The sequence below is a fragment of the Gemmata obscuriglobus genome, assembly GCF_008065095.1.
Classification (GTDB): Bacteria; Planctomycetota; Planctomycetia; order Gemmatales; family Gemmataceae; genus Gemmata; species Gemmata obscuriglobus.
In genome coordinates, this window is sequence record NZ_CP042911.1 from 7,897,220 (window position 1) to 7,914,230 (window position 17,011).

Consider the following 17,011-nt stretch of genomic DNA (forward strand, 5'->3'; position numbering starts at 1 on the left):
GATCGCCTTGTGAAAAGTTCGATAAGAGTCGCCGGGTCTTTGTCAGGAGAAAACGAGGTGCAGGCGGGGAAATGTAACATGTGGTCAATCGGGCACCAACTCGTGTAAGGAGGCAGAAAGGCGCGGGTATAATCGCAGCGAGGCGGTGCGCACCCGCGCCGGCCCCCTCAGTGGCCTCACGCCCGGTAGCTGAGAACCTCCCCGATCGGCACTTTTAGTGGGTGTTGCATGTTTCATTCCATCCAGCGTCGCTTGACGTGGTTCGCACTGGCCCTCGGCGCGCTCAGTTTGCTCCCGCTCACAGGGGTGCTGAAGGCACAACAACCCGGCCGTGCACGGCCGGCAGGCAGCTACTCTTACGTTCCGCGAGGCGCCTGGCGTCCTGCCGGTTTTAACGGCACGCAAAACAACATCGGCAACGGCGGACAAATTCAAGGGGGCCAGATTCAAGGCGGCCAGATTCAAGGTGGGATCGGCGGTCAAATCCAAGGCGGCATCGGTGGTATCGGTGGCCAGATCCAGGGCGGGATCGGTGGCATTGGTGGGATTGGCGGCATTCAAGGCGGGATCGGCGGCATTCAAGGCGGTATCGGTGGGATCGGAGGTATCGGTGGCGGCATCGGCGGGATCGGTGGTGGCATCGGTGGCATTCAAGGCGGCATCGGTGGGATTGGCGGCGGTATCGGTGGCATTCAAGGTGGCATCGGCGGGATTGGGGGCGGGATCGGTGGGATCGGCGGCGGTATCGGTGGCATCGGTGGTGGGATTGGTGGTATCGGTGGCATCAGTGGCGGGATCGGCGGGAACATTGTCACCTTCCCCTCCATCGGCAGCTACCTGGGTGGTGCCGGCGGGTTCGGTGGCGGGATTGGCGGTATCGGTGGTGGCATCGGCGGGATTCAAGGTGGGATTGGTGGGATTGGTGGCATCGGCGGGATTGCCGGCGGGTTCGGTGGCGGGATTGGCGGTATCGGTGGTGGCATCGGCGGGATTGGTGGCATTCAAGGCGGCATCGGCGGGATCGGTGGCATTCAAGGCGGCATCGGCGGGATCGGTGGCATTCAAGGCGGCATCGCTGGCATTCAGGGCGGCATCGGCGGGTTCAACATCGGCGGTGGCGGGTTCGGCGGTATCGGCGGCATCGGCGGCGGTGGATTCAACATCGGCGGTGGCGGGTTCGGCGGTAAGCAACTCGGGTTCAGCGGCGAAACGGGCTACTAACCAGTAACGTTGGTCAAGCGCGAAACGGCTCGGCCCGGGGCACTGCCACGGGCCGAGCCGTTTTCGCTACCGCCGGCGCGCGCGCCGGAGTACCATCAGCAGCCCGCCCCGGTTTTGTTCGGTCTTGCGGAAACTCAACATGACGCGCCTTTTGCTCGTCGCATTGCTCGCCATTGCCGCGCCCCTGCCGCTCGCCGCTCAAGAGAAGAAACCGGTGCGGCTCTTCGCGGAGGCCGAGGACTTCACCGTCACGTCGTCCGGCTGGAAGGTGCTGCCGTTCCGCGACAACTACTACGCGGGCACGTTCGCGATCACGTTCCTCTCGCGCATGGCGTGCCTCAGCGCGCCCGAGGAGATCGGCCCGGACCGGAAGGCCGTCGCCGAGCAGACCGTCACGATCCCTTACGCCGACGCCTTCGAGGTGATGGTGCGGTACGAGCAGCCGTTCCAGTTCGCCGCGGAGTTCACCGTCGAGGTCGAGCAGGGGGGCAAGGTGCTGGCGAGCTTCCCATGCGGCCGCCTGACCGATCCAAAGGTCTGGGCGTTCAACGACCACAAGCGCGTGCCGATGGAGCGGTACCAGTGGGGCGGCACCGACAACATCGTGTGGCAACAGCCCGGGAGCGTGAAGCTCGACGCCGGGCAGGCGAAGTTGCGCCTCATCGCGTCCGAGCAGAAGGACGGCGACAAGCCCCGGGTGAATGCCGCGAAGCGCAACATCGACGTAGTGTGTCTCACGAACGATAAGGCCGGGATGAAGGCCCAGGAGAAGACCCGCTACCTCGAGTTCGACGGCTGGCTAGTGCAGGACGGCGACGTGTTCGTCCGCTTCACCAACCCGAAGGACGCGCCGGCCCCGGTGGTGCCTGTCGTCGCCCCGTTCGATCAGGGGCAGCACTCGCCGTACTACGTCCACGTCCGCGACTGGCCCACGCAGCACGTCCTCAAGAGCGGGCGCGCGGTCAGCGAAACGGCGTTCGTCAACGCCGGGCCGCGCTCGGCGAAGGTGAAGCCCGAATCCCTGGCGCGAGTGGTGGACGTGCCGAAGGGCGACATCCCCGACGGCGAGTTCCTCCGCCCCGGTGACACGTCGGGGTGGGTGCCGATCGGGCAATCGCTCGACGCGCTCAACTACTCGCAGTGGTTCCCGAAGGTCGTCTCGAAGGCCAAGGCGGACGGCGTGTACCTGCGCGTCGAGTTCGGGATTCCGGACGGGCGAGGGGGCGTCAAGGTCGTCAAAGACGTGACCGTGAAAGGGCCGGCCCAGAACCTCTCGCCCGCGTGCTTCGACATCCCCGGGTGCGTGAACCCCAACCAGGACCACCTGCTCGCGCTGCTAAAGCGGTACTGGAAGCCCGACATCCGCACGCAGAAAGAGGTGCTCGATTACCTCAACGCCCAGGTCGCGAAGTTCCCGAAGGTCGGGAGCGCGCCGAAGCGGCTGCCGATTTACAACATCATGGGCTTCGGCGGCGCGCTGGACGCGTTCCCCGAGGCGAAGCAGCTCGCGCTCGCGCTGGGCGACAACACCGCCGTGAACGCCGCAGGCAAGAAGCGCGAGCTGGTGGCGCACTGGGGCGACCCGTCCGTCGAGTGGATCAAGAAGCAGGAAGCGTCGCGCAAGGGCGGGTTTGACGACCTCGCCGTCGTGAGCTACGGGGACGAGATCCACCTGCCCGCGGTCCCGCTCACGGACGACGAACTGGCCGCGTGGCTGAAGGAGAAGGGCGTCGCCGTCGAAGGGCCGGTGAAGTACACCACCGACCGGAAGGCCCCGCTTTACTACTACTCGCAGATCGCGGCCAAGGAGAAGGGCGCCGCGAAGTACGCGCCGGGCACCGCCTACTACAAGTCGAAGGGCGTGCGGACCGGCGCCAACTACTCGCCGCACGCGAACTACCTCGTCACCGAACTCGACTACATCCGGCCCTTCAAGCTCAAGGCCATGTCGATGCCGTGGTCGGAGGACTACGCGTGGCAGATCGCGGAGTTCAGCCCCCAGATCGTCGGGTACCTCGCGAGCGGGCTGCGGGCCGGCGCCAAGTACGACGACCTCCCCATCCACATGTACGTGATGCCGCACTCGCCCGGGCAGATCCCCACCGAGTTCCGGCAGAGCTTCTACGCCTCGATCGCCCACGGCGCGAAGATGATCAACTACTTCTGCGCGACCCCGTCCGCGGTGGGCGCCACCGAGAACTACGTGGACAGCTACGACCTCAAGATGTGGAAGGAGATCTACACCTGCACGCACGAGGCCGGCGTCTTCGAGGACTACATCGTTGACGGGAAGGTGCGGCCCGCGAAGGTGGGGCTCCTGCTCTCCGCCACGGACGAACTGATCACCGGCGTGAACAACTTCTCGCTGGCGGTCCACAACAACGAGCGCAAGGCCCTGTACTACGCCCTGCGGCACGCGCAGGTGCCGGTCGATTTCCTCTCCGAGGACGACGTGATCGAGGGGCGCGCGAAGGACTACAAGGTCATCTACCTCACCCAGCAGTACGTCCACTCGAAGTGCATGGGCGTACTCCAGAAGTGGTGCGAGACGGGCGGCACGGTCGTGGCGATGGCCGGCGGCGGGTACTGGAACGAGTTCCAAAAGGAGAACCCGGCGACGCCGAAGTTCTACGGCGCCACGGGAAGCACGATCAACGCCGACCCGAAGCTCGTGTCCAAGTACCTCCTGAAGGACAACGTGCCGCTGCTGACGAAGCATGATTTGCCGCAGTACGAGCCGCTTGACATGGCGCAGTGGCACATCGGGGGGCTGTCGAAGCAGGACCCGGACCCGAACCCGAGCCCGAACCACGTGTTCAACGTGCCGGTGCTCGTGTGGAAGCAGCCGCTCACGGTGACCGACGGCACGACGATCGGGAAGTTCAAGGACGGCTCGCCCGCGGTGGTGGTGAAGGCGCACGGCCGGGGCCGCTCGATCCTGTTCGGGTTCCTGCCCGGGCAGGCGTACCTCCAGAGCGCGCTGCCGGTGCGGCCGGTTGATCGCGGCGCGACCGCGGACAGCTTCGCGCACTTCCTGCCCACCGGGATGCGCCTGCACCTGCTGCCGCGGCTCACCGACGACCTCCTCGGGGCCGCCGGCCGCGACGCCAAACCGGTGGTGACCACCGACGGGCTGGTCGAAACCACCTGCATCGACACCCCGGCGAAGGGCGACGCGCCCGCGCGGCTGGCGATCCCGCTCGTCAACTGGGCCGGTGCGGAGGCGAGTTCGCTCACCATCACGGTCCGCGGGCTCGACAAGGTGAGCCGGGTCCGCAGCGTCGAGCGCGGCGAGATCAAGTACACGCAGGTCAAAGGCGGCATCCAGATCGTGATGCCGCTGAACGTCGCGGACATGCTGCTGATCGACCGGTGAGGCTGTCGTTGTCTGCCCCTGGGACCGCGGCCGTCCCGGCCGCTGCTCTGCGTTTGGCGCCGCTCGGCAACAGACCGCCAGGCTGTTTCGCGGGCAGAGCAGCGGCCGGGACGGCCGCGGTCCCGGGGACAGCCTTCACACCAAGCACCGCGCTCTCCCCTTCGAGGTTGTGACCATGCGAACCTCTCTACCGCTCGTCGCGCTTGTTCTCTTCGCCGCGCCATGTCAGGCGCAGCCCAAGGAGGCGCCGAAGGCACCGTTCCGCTACGCGATGGGCACGGCGTACCACATCCTCCCGGGCACGCACACCGACGAGTCGGGCTACTTCTCGCTGTGCGAGGGGAAGAACGGCAAGGTCTACGTGGGCACCGCAGCTTACGGGCTCAACGCATACCTCGTCGAGTTCGACCCGAAAACCGGCAAGCAGCGCGTCGTCGTTGACGTGAACCAGGTGTGCGGGTTGCCGACACCGAAGACCCCGACCTACGGCGCGCAGTCGAAGATCCACACGCGGAACTTCGTCGCGCCGTCGGGCAAGATCTACGTGGGCAGCAAGCAGGGCTACCGGCGTGGCAAGGACGACACCGCGGACTACCCCGGCGGCTACGTCATGGCCTACGATCCCGAAACCGGCAAAACCGACAACCTCGGAATGCCCCTCAAGGGCGAGGGCGTCAACGATGTGACCGCCGACGAAGCTGCCGGCCTTGCATACGTGGTGACGTGTGAGGACCACCACTGGATGGTCCTCGACCTGAAGACCAAGAAGTACCGCGAGCCGGACCCGAACCTGCGCGTCACCCCTTACGCCCAGACGCTGATCGACAGCAAAGGGCGCGCGGTAGTTCTTACGCGTGACTTCAAGCTGGCGCGCTTCGACCCCGCGACCAGCAAACTCGCGGTGCTCGAACTGGCGTCGGACGGCAAGCCGGTCGGCTCGGCCGATGACAAACTCGGCCCGGCGTGCTGGGCGCTGACCGCTGACGCCAAGAGGGCCTATCTGGTGCGCATGTCGGATCCGCGACTGTTCCGGCTCGACCTCGCGGCCGAGGGGGCAACGGTGCCGGTCGCGGACTTGGGGCGGTTGATTGAGGGGAAGGGGTTCGATTCGCGCGGGTCGCTGATCGTTGGTGCGGACGGGAAGGTCCACGCGCTCTATCGCGTCGATAACGACACGAAGTTCGGCACCGGCTACCTGCACCACCTGGTCACCTACGACCCGGCGACCAAGACGCCGACGGACCGCGGGGTGCTGGGGGTTAAGAACCCGGGCTGGTTCGACTTCGGCCCCGGACCGGACGGGAAGCCGAAGCCCTGGACCCACGGGTTTCACAAACTGCCCGACGGCATACACACGCCGCTTCACGCGCACATGGCGCTAATCCAGACGAAGGACGGCACTTTCTATGCGACCGTCATCTACCCGTTCACGCTGCTGAAACTTGAACCGAAGGACTTGAAGTGAAGCGACGGCGCGTGCCGTGGCGCTGGCGTCACGGCACGCGCCGTTTGAACAGCATGTTGGTAACCGGCGTACCCGCACGTCCCGCCACACCGGGTGTCGGAACCTGTCGGTCCAGCAGTTCCCACCCGGCCGCACCGAGGCCGTTGAGCACCTGCATCCTCTGGCTCGTCGGCGACGAATCTTTCTTGATCGTGAGCTTCAACTTCTCGGCCAGTTCGCTCCACTCTTTGACAGCGAACTCTTCGGTTCCCGCGGCCCAACGAAGGTTCAGTGTGCCCTCGACCGCAGGAACCTCGTTGCCGTCTTTGTCTTTCCCGGCCGGGCGTGCGGGGGAGCCCCGGAACGACAGCTCGGCGTACTCCCACTTTGGGACCGCCTTCTCTTGTGCAAGGGCGGCGTGAGAAGGGAGGATGAGCCAAAGGGCCGCGGTCAGGGTGGCGACGGCAAGTACACGCATGATGCTCTCCTTGTGAGCGAACACGCGCAGAATAACCACGCCCGGCGGGAGAAGCGAATGAGTTCGCGGTGAGTCCGTGGCGGCCACGCTCCGGCGCTACTTGCTGTTCTTCTGAACGAACTCGCGGAACGACTTGTTCAGCGGGTCCGCGTTACTTACGAACTGGAAGATGATGGTGTAGTGGTTGCGGTCCTTGCACTTCATCAGTTCGAACGGGCTGTCGGCCTTCTTCAGCGCCGCGCCCATGTCCTCGGCCATCTTGTCGAGCAGCGGGAAGTCGGTGTCCGCGTAGGCGATGAAGAACGGCGGGCACTTCCCGGTCGCGTGCGTCAGCGGGGACGCCAGCGTGCAGACCTTCTCGTCCTTGCCGAACGGCACCTCGAACACCCGCTCCGTGTGCAGGATCTTGTACACGCCGCTCAGCGACGCCACGCCCCGGATGTCCGCCGCGCTGCACCGCTCGGCCTTCAAGTACTGCGGGTCGGTCGCCAGGAGCGAGACGAGGTGCCCGCCGGCCGAGTGCCCGCACAGGAACAACTGGTCCTTCTTCCCGCCGTACTTGCCGATGTTGTCGCGGGTCCAGGCGAACGCCTTCGCGACATCCTCAATGTGCGCCGGGTGCTGGACCTTGGGCGAGAGTCGGTAGTTGCAGATCACGCACCCGATGCCGTCGGCCGCGAGCGACTTCCCGAGCACCTCGTACAGGTTCTTGTTGCCGGACTTCCACGAGCCGCCGTGGACGAACAGCACGGTCGGGAAGTCCTTCTTGCCCTTCGGCGTGTACACGTCGAGGACGTGCCGCTCTTTGTCGGCGTCCTTGTCCGTGCGGTACGCGATGTCGGCGTGCTTCTCGTGCGCCTCGGGCTTGCCCTCGGCCGGCGCGGCGACACCGACCGCCACCAGCAGCGACAACAGATTCATCGCGGCCTCGTCGTCGTTGAGATCGAGTTGGGAAAAGAGCCGGAGATAACGATTGTAATTCACAAAACCCTCGCGGGAAGACGGGCACGAGAGTTAGAGCCCGCCCCCCGCGAGTGGATTCGCGGTCACCCGCCCAGAACCCGCGCGTACATCTCCTCGTTGAACCCGATCACGAGCGTGCGCCCGACGCGGGCGGTCGGGGCGCGGAGGTTTCCGGTCGGACCCATCATACGCGCGAGCAGAGTCGCGTCGTCGGGGCGGTCGGTCGTCAGGTCGAACGTCTCCACCTTCTTGCCCTTCGCGGCGACGAGGGTTTCAACGCCGTCGAGCAGCGCGAGGGCCTCGTCGGCCCCGTAGCGGACCTTGGCGGCGTTGACGGCTTCGGTAACGGGCACAGATTCGGACCCAAGGAACCCCTGGGCTTTCTGGCACGTCATTCACCCGCGCCGCTCGTACAGCCAGTCGATTTGCTTCGCCATCGTGCCACCTGTGAGGGAAACGGAAAGCCCGCGAACCACGTTCGCGGGCTTTCGTAGTAACCGGCCAGCCGTCTACTTCTTAACCTGTGGCGCGGAGCGCTCACGGCACCGCCGGGTGATCACCCAATTGCAATATCGGTGAACCACGTCCGGCGAGGTTGTTTCAGACACCGATATTGCAATTGGGTGATCACCCGATAGCGGTGCTGGAACAGCGCTCCCCGCGGCGAAAGCATTGGAAGAAGCCCGGACGACGCAACATCGTCCTGTCGCAGAGCGACGAGCTAAACAGACCAAACCGGTTGATGGCGTTTTAAGGCGCGGAGACGCGGAAGCAACCGTCTGCGGGTTGCAGGTCACAAGTCCCAAGTCGTCAGGTCGCAGGTCGCAAAGCCGAAAAGATCCTTTGCAACAGTCTTCGACTTGAGACCTGCGACTTGCAGACTTGAGACCTCGCCGACCTGAGACCCTTGGCTAAGGCAACTCGAGTTCGAACCGTTCCGCGTCCAGGAACTCGCCGGTTGCGAAGTCGTACACCCGGCGTGCGCCCGTCAGGCGTCGGCCGTCGATAGTGTAGTCGTGGTAGCCCCAGCGCTTCGTCTGCGTCGAGCTGCCGGTGCAAATGGTCGGAAACGGCAGGTTCGGCGCGACCGGCAGAACGTACCAGTGGTGGCGGTGTCCGTGCAGCCACAGGCTCACGCCGCACTCGGCCGCGGCGTCGCGGGCGGCGTGCCAGTCGTGCAGCCGGTGCCACCGCGGTTCTACCGTGTGCCCTTCCTTCAGAAGGGGGTAGTGGCTGACCACAATACGCGGGCCGTCGTCGAGCGATTTGCACAGCCGGCGGAACCGGTCCAATTGCGCGTGCCCGACCCGGCCGGTCGCGTCCCAGAACAGGAAGTTCGGCTTCGCGGAGTTCAGCGCGATCAGCCACACGTGCCCCACCTTCCGCGCGAAGGGGTACACCTCGTTGCCGACGCGCTGGCCGTGCTGCCACGGGGCGAACGCGTCCTCAAAGTACCGGTCGCGGATGGCGCGGCCGGTGTACAGGTCGTGGTTCCCCGGTACGGCGAGCCCCGGCGGCAGCGAGTCGTCCCCAACACCGATCCGGGTCGCCGCCTCGCGCAGCTCCGCGGCGAAGCCCATCGTGCTCGCGTCCCCGGAGAAGACGAGCTGATCGAACCCGCGGGTCGCGAACTCGCGGCGGAGCACGGCGGCCACGTCGCTGGCATACCGGAACCGGGCGCCCCGGCCCAGGAACCGGACGTTCACCCATCCGACGCTCCGCTTGTTGAACGTGTCCCTCACGCGCCACCCCAGCGGTTGGGCGGTCAGGTGGATGTCACTGAAGTGGGCCAGTCTCACCATTGCGGGGTGCGGAACTCGGGGGTAAGGGATAAAATTCGCCACGTGCGGCGAGCGCGGCGGTGGTGCTGCTGTCTTACGATACCGCATTCACGATTCTGCACGCCCCGTTTCTCCCATGATTACCTACAGCTTCCCGGGGAAAGTGATTCTGGTCACCGGCAGCTCGCGCGGGATCGGCGCGGGGGTGCTGTCGGCGTTCGCCCGGGCCGGGGCGACGTGCGTGCTCCACTACTGGGCCGACCCGGACGGCGCGAACCAGAAAGACGCCGAGGCGCTCGCCGCCGAACTGCGCGGGCTCGACAGCAAGCCGGCGGTTCACCCCTTCCCGGCCGACGTGCGCGACGCCGCGCAGGTCGAGGCACTCATGGCGCACGTGAAAGGGCAGTTCGGCGGGTTGGACGTGCTCGTCAACAACGCGGGCATCATCAAGGACCGCACGCTGAAGAAGATGACGCTCGACGAGTGGCATGCGGTGATCCAGACGAACCTTGATGGCGTGTTCCACTGCTGCAAATACGGGACCGAAATCATGCGCGACGGCGGGCGCGTCGTGAGCGTCGCGTCCGTTGCGGGATTGGTCGGGTTTCACGGGCAGACCAATTACGCGGCGGCGAAGGCCGGCGTGATCGGCCTCACCCGTGTGCTCGCGAAGGAACTGGCCCGGCGCCAGATCACGGCCAACGCCGTGGCCCCCGGGGTGATCCAGACACCGATGCTGGGCGAGATCAAGCCCGAGGTAATGGCCGAGTACCTGAAGCAGATCCCCGTCGGGCGGCTCGGCAAGCCGGACGACATCGCCAACGCCGTGCTGTTCCTGGCGTCCGAGGAGAGCGGGTACATCACCGGCCAGGTGCTCCCGGTCACCGGCGGTTGGGTGTGAGTCGCGCAACGTGCCGCGATTCTAAAGGTACAGGTATGTGATGAATGAGGACCAGCTAAAGGCAGAACTGAAGGCACTCGTTGCACGCTTTGAGACGAGCCCGGCACCGGAATGCCGAACGATTGTTCGGCGCTGTGTTGAAATCCAAAACCAGCTCCTCGACTCCGGATTGGATCGCCCACTCGGTTCGGAGTACGAACTCGACGAACTCTTCTGGAGTGATCAATATGCCGAATTCGTCGAAGCGTACCGACTGTCCCGATGCAGCCTGCTGAAAGACTTGGAGCGGACGGCGTACGCCTGTCTGGTTCGAGTCGTTGGGGTCGACCCGCCGCCGGGTCCGAAAACGCGGGTACGCGTGCTCAAGCGTTTGAAGAGACGGCCCCCGTTCTCGACGGTCTCGTTTTACGGGGCGCGCGGGACGCTTCCGGTCGGAGCAACGGGGCTCCTTTTGCTCTGCTGGCTGCCGCCGTGGATGCTGTTTCCGCTCCCCGGCGCCAGCTCTTGGATGCCCGTGATCGACCACGAGGGCGCCCCGTTCGCCGTCGTCGATCACCCCGGCGCGAACTACTTGCCGCCGGACGCCGGGGCTCTCAACGGAACGTACGATGGCCTCCCGGCTCAACTCGTACCGCTCGAACAGATGGAGCGCATCCTTTCGGTTAGCCAATCGTGGTTCAGCCCGATCCGCGCTTTGCTGGCGTGGGCTCGGAACGACACAGAGTAGCCCTCGCAATCATTAGCGCGTTTTAATCACCTTGTAATGCAAGGGCTTTTCTGGGCGGGGGAGCTATGACGAACCGGTTCACCGCAAGAACAGGGTGGCGTAATGAATGAAGCTCTGGCTTTTTCCAGAACCTCTGTTTCTTTCCGCTACCATTCTGACAGTTCCAAGTGGTCAGTGAAGAGTGGGCGTTGCGTCCGCTTCAGGCCCGATGCGGATCGGAACGATCGTGTTTCTCGCCCACTGTTTACCGCCCACTTGAAACTGCTGGATTCGGGAGCGCCCGGACCGGCTACCGCGACCAACAAACGGGCGCGTCGCGGCTTCTGGCCGTACCCGCCGGCACAAGGTAAGTTGACCGCACCCCTCTCCCGAAGGCATTCCAATGAAACGGCACATCATCCGCAGTCTGGCTTTGTTCGGTCTGGTCGTTGCGGCGGCGGCCACCGCCCGCGCCCAGAACGCCAACCCGGACACGATCGAGATCCGGAACCGCAAGGACGGCACCACCAAGAGCTACCGCGGGTACCTGAAGGTCGGCCCGGCCGGGTTCCAGGTGCTCACCGGCGACAAGCTCGATAAGGCCAGCGAGCCCATCGCCCCGGACGATATCGTCAAGGTCACCGTCGGCGACCTGCCCAACATCAAGACCGAGGTGCTGGCGGCGGTCCGGGAGAAGGAGGACGCGGCGCTCAAGGTCAAAGGGAACAAGTCGGCCACCAAGGAGTACGCGGACGCGGTGACCGCGTACCGGGAACTCGGGAAAGCGTCCGGCCTGCCGGACCGCACCAAACGGTATCTGGACTTCAAGGTGGTGTCCCTGAACCAGCGCCCGGTGGACGAAATGGACGCCGCCGACCCGGCGGGCAAAGAGGCGTGGGGGAAGGCCGCGGACAAGGTCGCCGCGGACTGGAAGGACTTCATCAGCACGTACAACGCGGCGGGCAAAATGGGGTGGGAGGTGTGGTCGGCGGCGCGAATCGCGACCCGGGTCCAGACCGAGCGCGGCAAGTACGACGAAGCGGCGTCGGTCTGGGGGAGCCTGCGGCGGTCCAAGGAGTTGCCCGCGGACGCGCGGCTGGAGGCCGGCCTCCAGGAGATCGACTTCCAGATCCGGGCCAAGGCGTACTCGAACGCGTCGCTGTCGGCGGCGGACCCGGACATGCAGAAGGCGACCGGCTCGCGCAAGGAGCGCCTGGCCGTTTACGAGTTGGCCGCGAAGGCGGGCGGCGAGGGCAAACCGCTCGACGGGGTGGACAAGATCAAGGCCGCGATGGACAAAACGAAGGACCCGACGGTCCACGCGGCGGGGTACGCGATGATGGGCGAGCTGTACCTCGCCGCCGGCAAGCCCCGCGACGCGATGTGGATGTTCCTCTGGGTGGAAACGGTGGTGAACCAGGACAAGGACGAGGTGTTCAAGGCGATCGCCCGGCTCACCGAACTGTTCGACGCGCAGACGGACGAGGACCAGAGCAAGAAGTACCGCGAGAAGATCAAACGCTTCCGGTCACTCATTTAGATGCCGCCCGTTTAGATGACGGCGTCGGCGTTCGCCGCGGCACGAAGTGGGCGCGAAGGCGCACCAAGACAACAGGGTCCGGGTGTCGATCTCGAGCGCCGGCTCTGCCCCGGCGTTCCTTTAAGCGTATTTTATACTTTTGGCCTCTTGCCTGTCGTGCCGTCGCGCCCGTCTTCTCGGTGCACACGTGGTGCCTTCGCGGTGATGCTTTTGCCCCTCGGGTCCGGTTCTTCCTGTCGTTCGTGTTGCGGCACCCGGGGCGCCGACCTTCCCTGATCTTTGGATTGTCGGGCTCTGGCGCTCGGGGTAAACTGTGCAAAGATTGCCCGTTGTTGACGGTACGAGGCGATTCGCATGTGGGCGCTTGCACTTCTCGCGGCCGAAGGCCCGGCCGATGACCCGCTGAGCCGGCCCGAACTGCTGTACGGCATCGCCGGGCTCGTGCTGGCCCTGCTCGGCGGCGCCATCGCCATCTCGCTCGCCGACCGGTGGCGCAAGCGCGCGGCCGCGCCGGCCGGGGTCGACGGAACGGACATGCTGACCACCTACCGGGACATGTACGAGCACGGCGAGCTGACCGACGGCGAGTACGCGGAGCTGCGCCGCCGGGTGGCGGAGAAGGTGAAGAACATGCCGGTGCCCGCACGGCCGCCGGCGCCGGACCCCACCGGCCGCCCGGACCCGGCGAAGCTCGCCCCGCCGGCGCCGCCCGCCGCAGGCCCCCGGCACGATCCGGACGCTCCCACCGTGCCGACCGAACTGCCCCCGCCGGCCGGAACCGCTTAACCGGCGCCGCAGGCGCAACCGGCGCCGCTCGCCGGCCAGTGGACGCGATTGCGCCTGTTCTCCGGTTCCTGCGCGCCTCGACTCTGACCGGACGGTATGATTAGGCTGAAGTCGCGGCCGACCCGCCGTCGCGACCCGCAAATACCCGGTGCGCGGAGCCCGAGCGGCCCGCACAACGCAAACGTTACCTCAACCGACATTTTTAGATCGGGGAGCCCAATGGCTTCGGACCGCACTACCGGTGGTGACTCTGGCGGACGCCGCCCCCCCGGCACCGCCGGCCGCAACCGCAACGCGTACTGCTCGTTCTGCCGGCGCAGCCACCGCGACGTGGGGCCACTCGTCGAAGGCCCCGGCGACGTGTACATCTGCGGCGAGTGCATCGAGCTCTGCCAGTCGATCATCGACCAGGAGAAGAAGCGCCGCGGCGGCCCGAAGACCACCACCTCCAACACCCCGGCGCCGCGGACGATCAAGGAGAAGCTCGACGGCTACGTGATCGGCCAGCAGCGCGCCAAGAAGGTGCTGTCGGTCGCGGTCCACAACCACTACAAGCGCCTCTCGCTCGACCCGGCCAGCCGGCACGAGGTGGAGATCGAGAAGAGCAACATCCTGTTCGTCGGCCCCACGGGCAGCGGCAAGACGCTGCTGGCCCGCACGCTGGCGAAGATCCTCGACGTGCCGTTCGCGATCGGCGACGCCACCACCCTCACCGAGGCCGGCTACGTCGGCGAGGACGTCGAGAACCTGCTCCTGAAGCTGCTCCACGCCGCCGACTTCGACATCGAGGCGGCCCAGCGCGGCATCATCTACATCGACGAGATCGACAAGATCGCGAAGACGAGCCAGAACGTCTCGATCACCCGCGACGTGTCGGGCGAGGGCGTCCAGCAGGCGCTCCTGAAGATGCTCGAGGGGACGGTGAGCAACGTGCCCCCGCAGGGCGGGCGCAAGCACCCCGAGCAGCAGTACATCCAGGTCGACACGTCGAACATCCTGTTCATCTGCGGCGGCACGTTCGTCGGGCTCGAGGACATCATCTCGCGGCGGCTGGGCCGCAAGAGCATCGGGTTCGGGGCGGTGGACCAGGAGCAGCGCGAGAAGAGCCTCGGCGAGTTGCTGAGCCAGGTGACCGCGGACGACCTGATCGAGTTCGGGATGATCCCCGAGTTCGTCGGCCGGCTCCCGGTGCTGGCCCCGCTCGACCCGCTCGACGAGGAGGCGATGCTCCGCATCCTCACCGAGCCGAAGAACGCGCTGGTGCGGCAGTACCAGAAGCTGTTCGAGATGGAGGGCGCGGAGGTCGAGTTCGAGATCAACGCGCTCAAGGAGATCGCGCGGCTGGCCAAGGCCCGCGACACCGGCGCCCGCGGGCTGCGGGCGATCGTGGAAGACGTGATGCTCGACGTGATGTACGACCTGCCCGAAATGGAGCACAAGGGCAAGCACGTGATCACCGCCGAGGTCGTCCGCGGCGAGCGCAAGCTGAGCGAGAAGAAGCCCGGCAAGAAGAGCGCGTGACCGAATTGGGGAGGGGGAACCCAACGAGCGCCCGCGGGAGGAACCCGCGGGCGCTCTCGCTTTCGGGCGTACCTGCGCCGCCCCGGCGCAGGTACGCGGCGGGATTAGTCTCTTCTTAAGTTCAGCGTAGCGCTGAGGTTTGGAATCGATTATAGGGGGGGGCATCCGACCGGGGGATGCCATGAACTCGCTGTCGATGGACTTGCGGAAGCGGGTGTTTGAGGACTGCGGCGCGGGTATGGGGACCAAGGCCGTGGCCCAGAGGTACGAGGTCAGCGAGTCCTGGGTACGTCGCCTCAAGCCGCGTCGGCGCCAGGACGGGCGGACCGAACCCCAGTCCTGCCGCAACAACCGCCGGCCTCAACTCGACGCCCAGGCCGAGCGGATCCGTGAGGCCATCACTGCAACGCCCGACAGGACCCTCGAAGAACTTAAGGTCAAGTTAGGTGTCACGGTCTCCCTCGGGACCCTGTGGCGAGCCGTCGCCAAGCTCGGCCTGACGGTGAAAAAAGTCCAGCGGGCGTCCAAGCAGGAGCGCCCGGACGTGAAGCAGAAGCGGGCCGATTGGAAGGCCGCCCAACCGGCGCCGGACGTGGACAAGGTGGTGTTCATCGACGAGACGTGGGCCCGCACGAACATGACCCGGCGTTACGGCCGGAGCCCCAAAGGGGAGCGGCTGGTGTGCCCGGCCCCGCACGGGCACTGGAAAACGACGACGTTCGTGGCGGCCCTACGGGCCGATGGCGTGGCGGCCCCGATGGTGATCGATGGGGCCATGACCGGGGACCTGTTCGTGGCCGATGTGAAGCAGATCTTGGTGCCGACACTACGGCCCGGCGATGTCGTAGTGATGGACAACGTGATCTGCCACAAGCGGGTCGCGGCCAGGCAGGCGATCGAGGCCGCGGGGGGCCCGGGTGCTGCTCCTGCCACCGTACAGCCCCGACCTGAACCCCATCGAGTTGGCGTTCTCCAAGCTACTGCGTCCCGGGTAGTTAACGCACCCTTTGGTCACGGATGCTCTCTAACTCAGTAGTTTCAAGTTGGCGGCTTGGTTTTGTTGGCCGATCGTGCAGTAGTAATGGACTTATTTTCGCCATCTGTAGGTGCCAGCCCATCGGCCAACAGTATCAGGCATACCGCCGCCAGTGTCCACCCGAGGCCGCGGGCTGAGCGGGACCACAACCAGGCGTTACGCAGGATCAGCCCGACGGCCACCCACAGGAGTCGCACGACCCCATCGGTGGTCGAGGTCCGGGGCCGAACCTGCCCCAACTGGCGGTAGCTGCTCTCGATCCCGAATCGGGTCCGGTACAGGTCCCGAATCGCCACCGGGCTCCCGCTCACCCGCCACGCCGCGTACAGTAACTTCTTGCTCCGCCGGCCCCCGGTCCGCCGGTACCGGTAGCTCTTGTGAGCGATCACCACGTGCACCCGCACCGAGGTGCCCCGATCCGCGTGGGTGTACGCATATCGACCCGCGCCCCGCCGCCGCACGGCCCGCAACCCGACCCCCTTCACCCCGGGCCGGGGCTTGCGGCCCCGGACCACGGCCGGGATCACGAACGGCACACCCCGCGCCTGGAGCAACCGCATCACCGCGATCGAGAAGAACGCCTTGTCCAGCAGCGCGACCCGGACCGTAACCCGTGCCGCCGTCACCTGATCCAACAGCCGGGTGAGCACCGCGGTCATCGGCTCCTTCTCGCCCACGGCCGTCAACCCGAGCGTGTACCGGTCCGGTCCCCCGACGAGGCACGCGGTGGCGTACGTGTGGAACGTGTGGGTGCCGCCGGCCCCCTTGGACCGGGTGGTGTCCCGGTTCGGCGTCCCGAAGTACCCGATCCGGTGGTAGTCGATCGCGACCCGAGCCGCCCGCTTCCGCTTGCCGAGCGGGGCGTGGAGGGCCGGCCGCAACCGCCGCTCGAGGGTGCGGCGCCGCTTGGGCAGCGTGAGGTACAAGCAATCCCAGATGGCCTGCCCGGACGGGGCGTCGGCGATCGCGGCACAGGCCGCGGCCACCGAGCGGGCGAACGCCGCGGCGAACAGCACCACCCGCCACACCACCTCGGGTGTACAGGTGCGGCGACGCTTGGGCAGTTGGACCGCACGGCCGAGCCAGTCGGTCAGGACCGGACGGAGGTGCCGGGTGGCGTGGGCCGGGGTGGCTCGGATAGACTGACGTTTGGGTCGCATGGGGGCTCCGACAGTGGAGGCGTGGTAACCACCATTGACCGGTAAACCCATGCGGCCCGCTACTCATAAATCGCCCAACTTGAAACTACTGTAACTGG

General features: G+C 66.2%; 14 protein-coding genes. 8 read left to right on the forward strand and 6 right to left on the reverse strand.

Annotation, left to right across the window (positions count from 1 at the left end; translation table 11 throughout):
* Positions 1-84 precede the first annotated feature (84 nt).
* Positions 85-1,191: a hypothetical protein gene (locus tag GobsT_RS40165; RefSeq protein WP_157507011.1), complete on the reverse strand. Its 1,107-nt coding sequence runs from the start codon at positions 1,189-1,191 to the stop codon at positions 85-87.
* 169 nt (positions 1,192-1,360) lie between these two features.
* Between GobsT_RS40165 and GobsT_RS38440 the strand changes: the two genes are divergently transcribed.
* Both GobsT_RS38440 and GobsT_RS32805 read left to right on the forward strand, forming a co-directional pair.
* Complete coding sequence (locus GobsT_RS38440; protein ID WP_162542108.1) at positions 1,361-4,597, forward strand: type 1 glutamine amidotransferase family protein; 3,237 nt, start codon at positions 1,361-1,363, stop codon at positions 4,595-4,597.
* Between the two features lie 175 nt (positions 4,598-4,772).
* A complete protein-coding gene (locus GobsT_RS32805) occupies positions 4,773-6,062 on the forward strand; it encodes an NHL repeat-containing protein (RefSeq protein ID WP_109570716.1) in 1,290 nt (429 codons plus the stop codon).
* A 28-nt stretch (positions 6,063-6,090) separates the two neighbouring features.
* Here GobsT_RS32805 and GobsT_RS32810 read toward each other — a convergent pair whose 3' ends face one another.
* From GobsT_RS32810 to GobsT_RS32825, 4 genes are all read right to left on the reverse strand, one after another.
* Positions 6,091-6,519, reverse strand: coding sequence for a hypothetical protein (locus tag GobsT_RS32810; protein ID WP_148087962.1), 429 nt, complete (start codon positions 6,517-6,519; stop codon positions 6,091-6,093).
* A 96-nt stretch (positions 6,520-6,615) separates the two neighbouring features.
* The gene (locus GobsT_RS32815; protein WP_148087963.1) at positions 6,616-7,440 is read right to left on the reverse strand and encodes an alpha/beta hydrolase; all 825 of its coding nucleotides are present in this window, start codon (positions 7,438-7,440) and stop codon (positions 6,616-6,618) included.
* Positions 7,441-7,565: 125 nt separating this feature from the next.
* A complete protein-coding gene (locus GobsT_RS32820; protein WP_261340077.1) occupies positions 7,566-7,919 on the reverse strand; it encodes an ArsC family (seleno)protein in 354 nt (117 codons plus the stop codon).
* A 474-nt stretch (positions 7,920-8,393) separates the two neighbouring features.
* A complete protein-coding gene (locus tag GobsT_RS32825) occupies positions 8,394-9,284 on the reverse strand; it encodes a metallophosphoesterase family protein (RefSeq protein ID WP_010048731.1) in 891 nt (296 codons plus the stop codon).
* 115 nt (positions 9,285-9,399) lie between these two features.
* Between GobsT_RS32825 and GobsT_RS32830 the strand changes: the two genes are divergently transcribed.
* The 6 genes from GobsT_RS32830 to GobsT_RS32855 all read left to right on the forward strand — a co-directional run bounded on the left by GobsT_RS32830 (position 9,400) and on the right by GobsT_RS32855 (position 15,753).
* Positions 9,400-10,164 (forward strand): 3-oxoacyl-ACP reductase family protein, encoded by a 765-nt coding sequence (locus tag GobsT_RS32830; RefSeq protein ID WP_010048729.1) that lies wholly within the window; start codon positions 9,400-9,402, stop codon positions 10,162-10,164.
* 40 nt (positions 10,165-10,204) lie between these two features.
* Entirely contained in the window at positions 10,205-10,891 is a 687-nt protein-coding gene (locus tag GobsT_RS32835; protein WP_010048726.1) for a hypothetical protein, read from the forward strand.
* A gap of 382 nt (positions 10,892-11,273) precedes the next feature.
* A complete protein-coding gene (locus tag GobsT_RS32840) occupies positions 11,274-12,410 on the forward strand; it encodes a hypothetical protein (protein WP_010048724.1) in 1,137 nt (378 codons plus the stop codon).
* 354 nt (positions 12,411-12,764) lie between these two features.
* A complete protein-coding gene (locus tag GobsT_RS32845; RefSeq protein WP_010048723.1) occupies positions 12,765-13,196 on the forward strand; it encodes a hypothetical protein in 432 nt (143 codons plus the stop codon).
* Positions 13,197-13,415: 219 nt separating this feature from the next.
* The gene (clpX, locus tag GobsT_RS32850) at positions 13,416-14,717 is read left to right on the forward strand and encodes an ATP-dependent Clp protease ATP-binding subunit ClpX (RefSeq protein WP_010048722.1); all 1,302 of its coding nucleotides are present in this window, start codon (positions 13,416-13,418) and stop codon (positions 14,715-14,717) included.
* Between the two features lie 181 nt (positions 14,718-14,898).
* Positions 14,899-15,753, forward strand: coding sequence for an IS630 family transposase (locus GobsT_RS32855; protein ID WP_050790363.1), 855 nt, complete (start codon positions 14,899-14,901; stop codon positions 15,751-15,753).
* Between the two features lie 2 nt (positions 15,754-15,755).
* Here the strand turns inward: GobsT_RS32855 and GobsT_RS32860 are convergent, their stop codons facing one another.
* Positions 15,756-16,913, reverse strand: a complete 1,158-nt coding sequence (locus GobsT_RS32860; RefSeq protein ID WP_010033207.1) for a transposase — start codon at positions 16,911-16,913, stop codon at positions 15,756-15,758.
* Positions 16,914-17,011: the final 98 nt, after the last annotated feature.

Bases quoted from the DNA above. Each gene is read 5' to 3' on its own strand.
- GobsT_RS32805 (WP_109570716.1), top strand. From the start codon at position 4,773: ATGCGAACCTCTCTACCGCTCGTCGCGCTTGTTCTCTTCGCCGCGCCA.
- GobsT_RS38440 (WP_162542108.1), top strand. From the start codon at position 1,361: ATGACGCGCCTTTTGCTCGTCGCATTGCTCGCCATTGCCGCGCCCCTG.
- clpX (WP_010048722.1), top strand. From the start codon at position 13,416: ATGGCTTCGGACCGCACTACCGGTGGTGACTCTGGCGGACGCCGCCCC.
- GobsT_RS32815 (WP_148087963.1), bottom strand. From the start codon at position 7,440: ATGAATCTGTTGTCGCTGCTGGTGGCGGTCGGTGTCGCCGCGCCGGCC.
- GobsT_RS32835 (WP_010048726.1), top strand. From the start codon at position 10,205: ATGAATGAGGACCAGCTAAAGGCAGAACTGAAGGCACTCGTTGCACGC.
- GobsT_RS32840 (WP_010048724.1), top strand. From the start codon at position 11,274: ATGAAACGGCACATCATCCGCAGTCTGGCTTTGTTCGGTCTGGTCGTT.
- GobsT_RS32810 (WP_148087962.1), bottom strand. From the start codon at position 6,519: ATGCGTGTACTTGCCGTCGCCACCCTGACCGCGGCCCTTTGGCTCATC.
- GobsT_RS32830 (WP_010048729.1), top strand. From the start codon at position 9,400: ATGATTACCTACAGCTTCCCGGGGAAAGTGATTCTGGTCACCGGCAGC.
- GobsT_RS32860 (WP_010033207.1), bottom strand. From the start codon at position 16,913: ATGCGACCCAAACGTCAGTCTATCCGAGCCACCCCGGCCCACGCCACC.
- GobsT_RS32855 (WP_050790363.1), top strand. From the start codon at position 14,899: ATGAACTCGCTGTCGATGGACTTGCGGAAGCGGGTGTTTGAGGACTGC.
- GobsT_RS32845 (WP_010048723.1), top strand. From the start codon at position 12,765: ATGTGGGCGCTTGCACTTCTCGCGGCCGAAGGCCCGGCCGATGACCCG.
- GobsT_RS32825 (WP_010048731.1), bottom strand. From the start codon at position 9,284: ATGGTGAGACTGGCCCACTTCAGTGACATCCACCTGACCGCCCAACCG.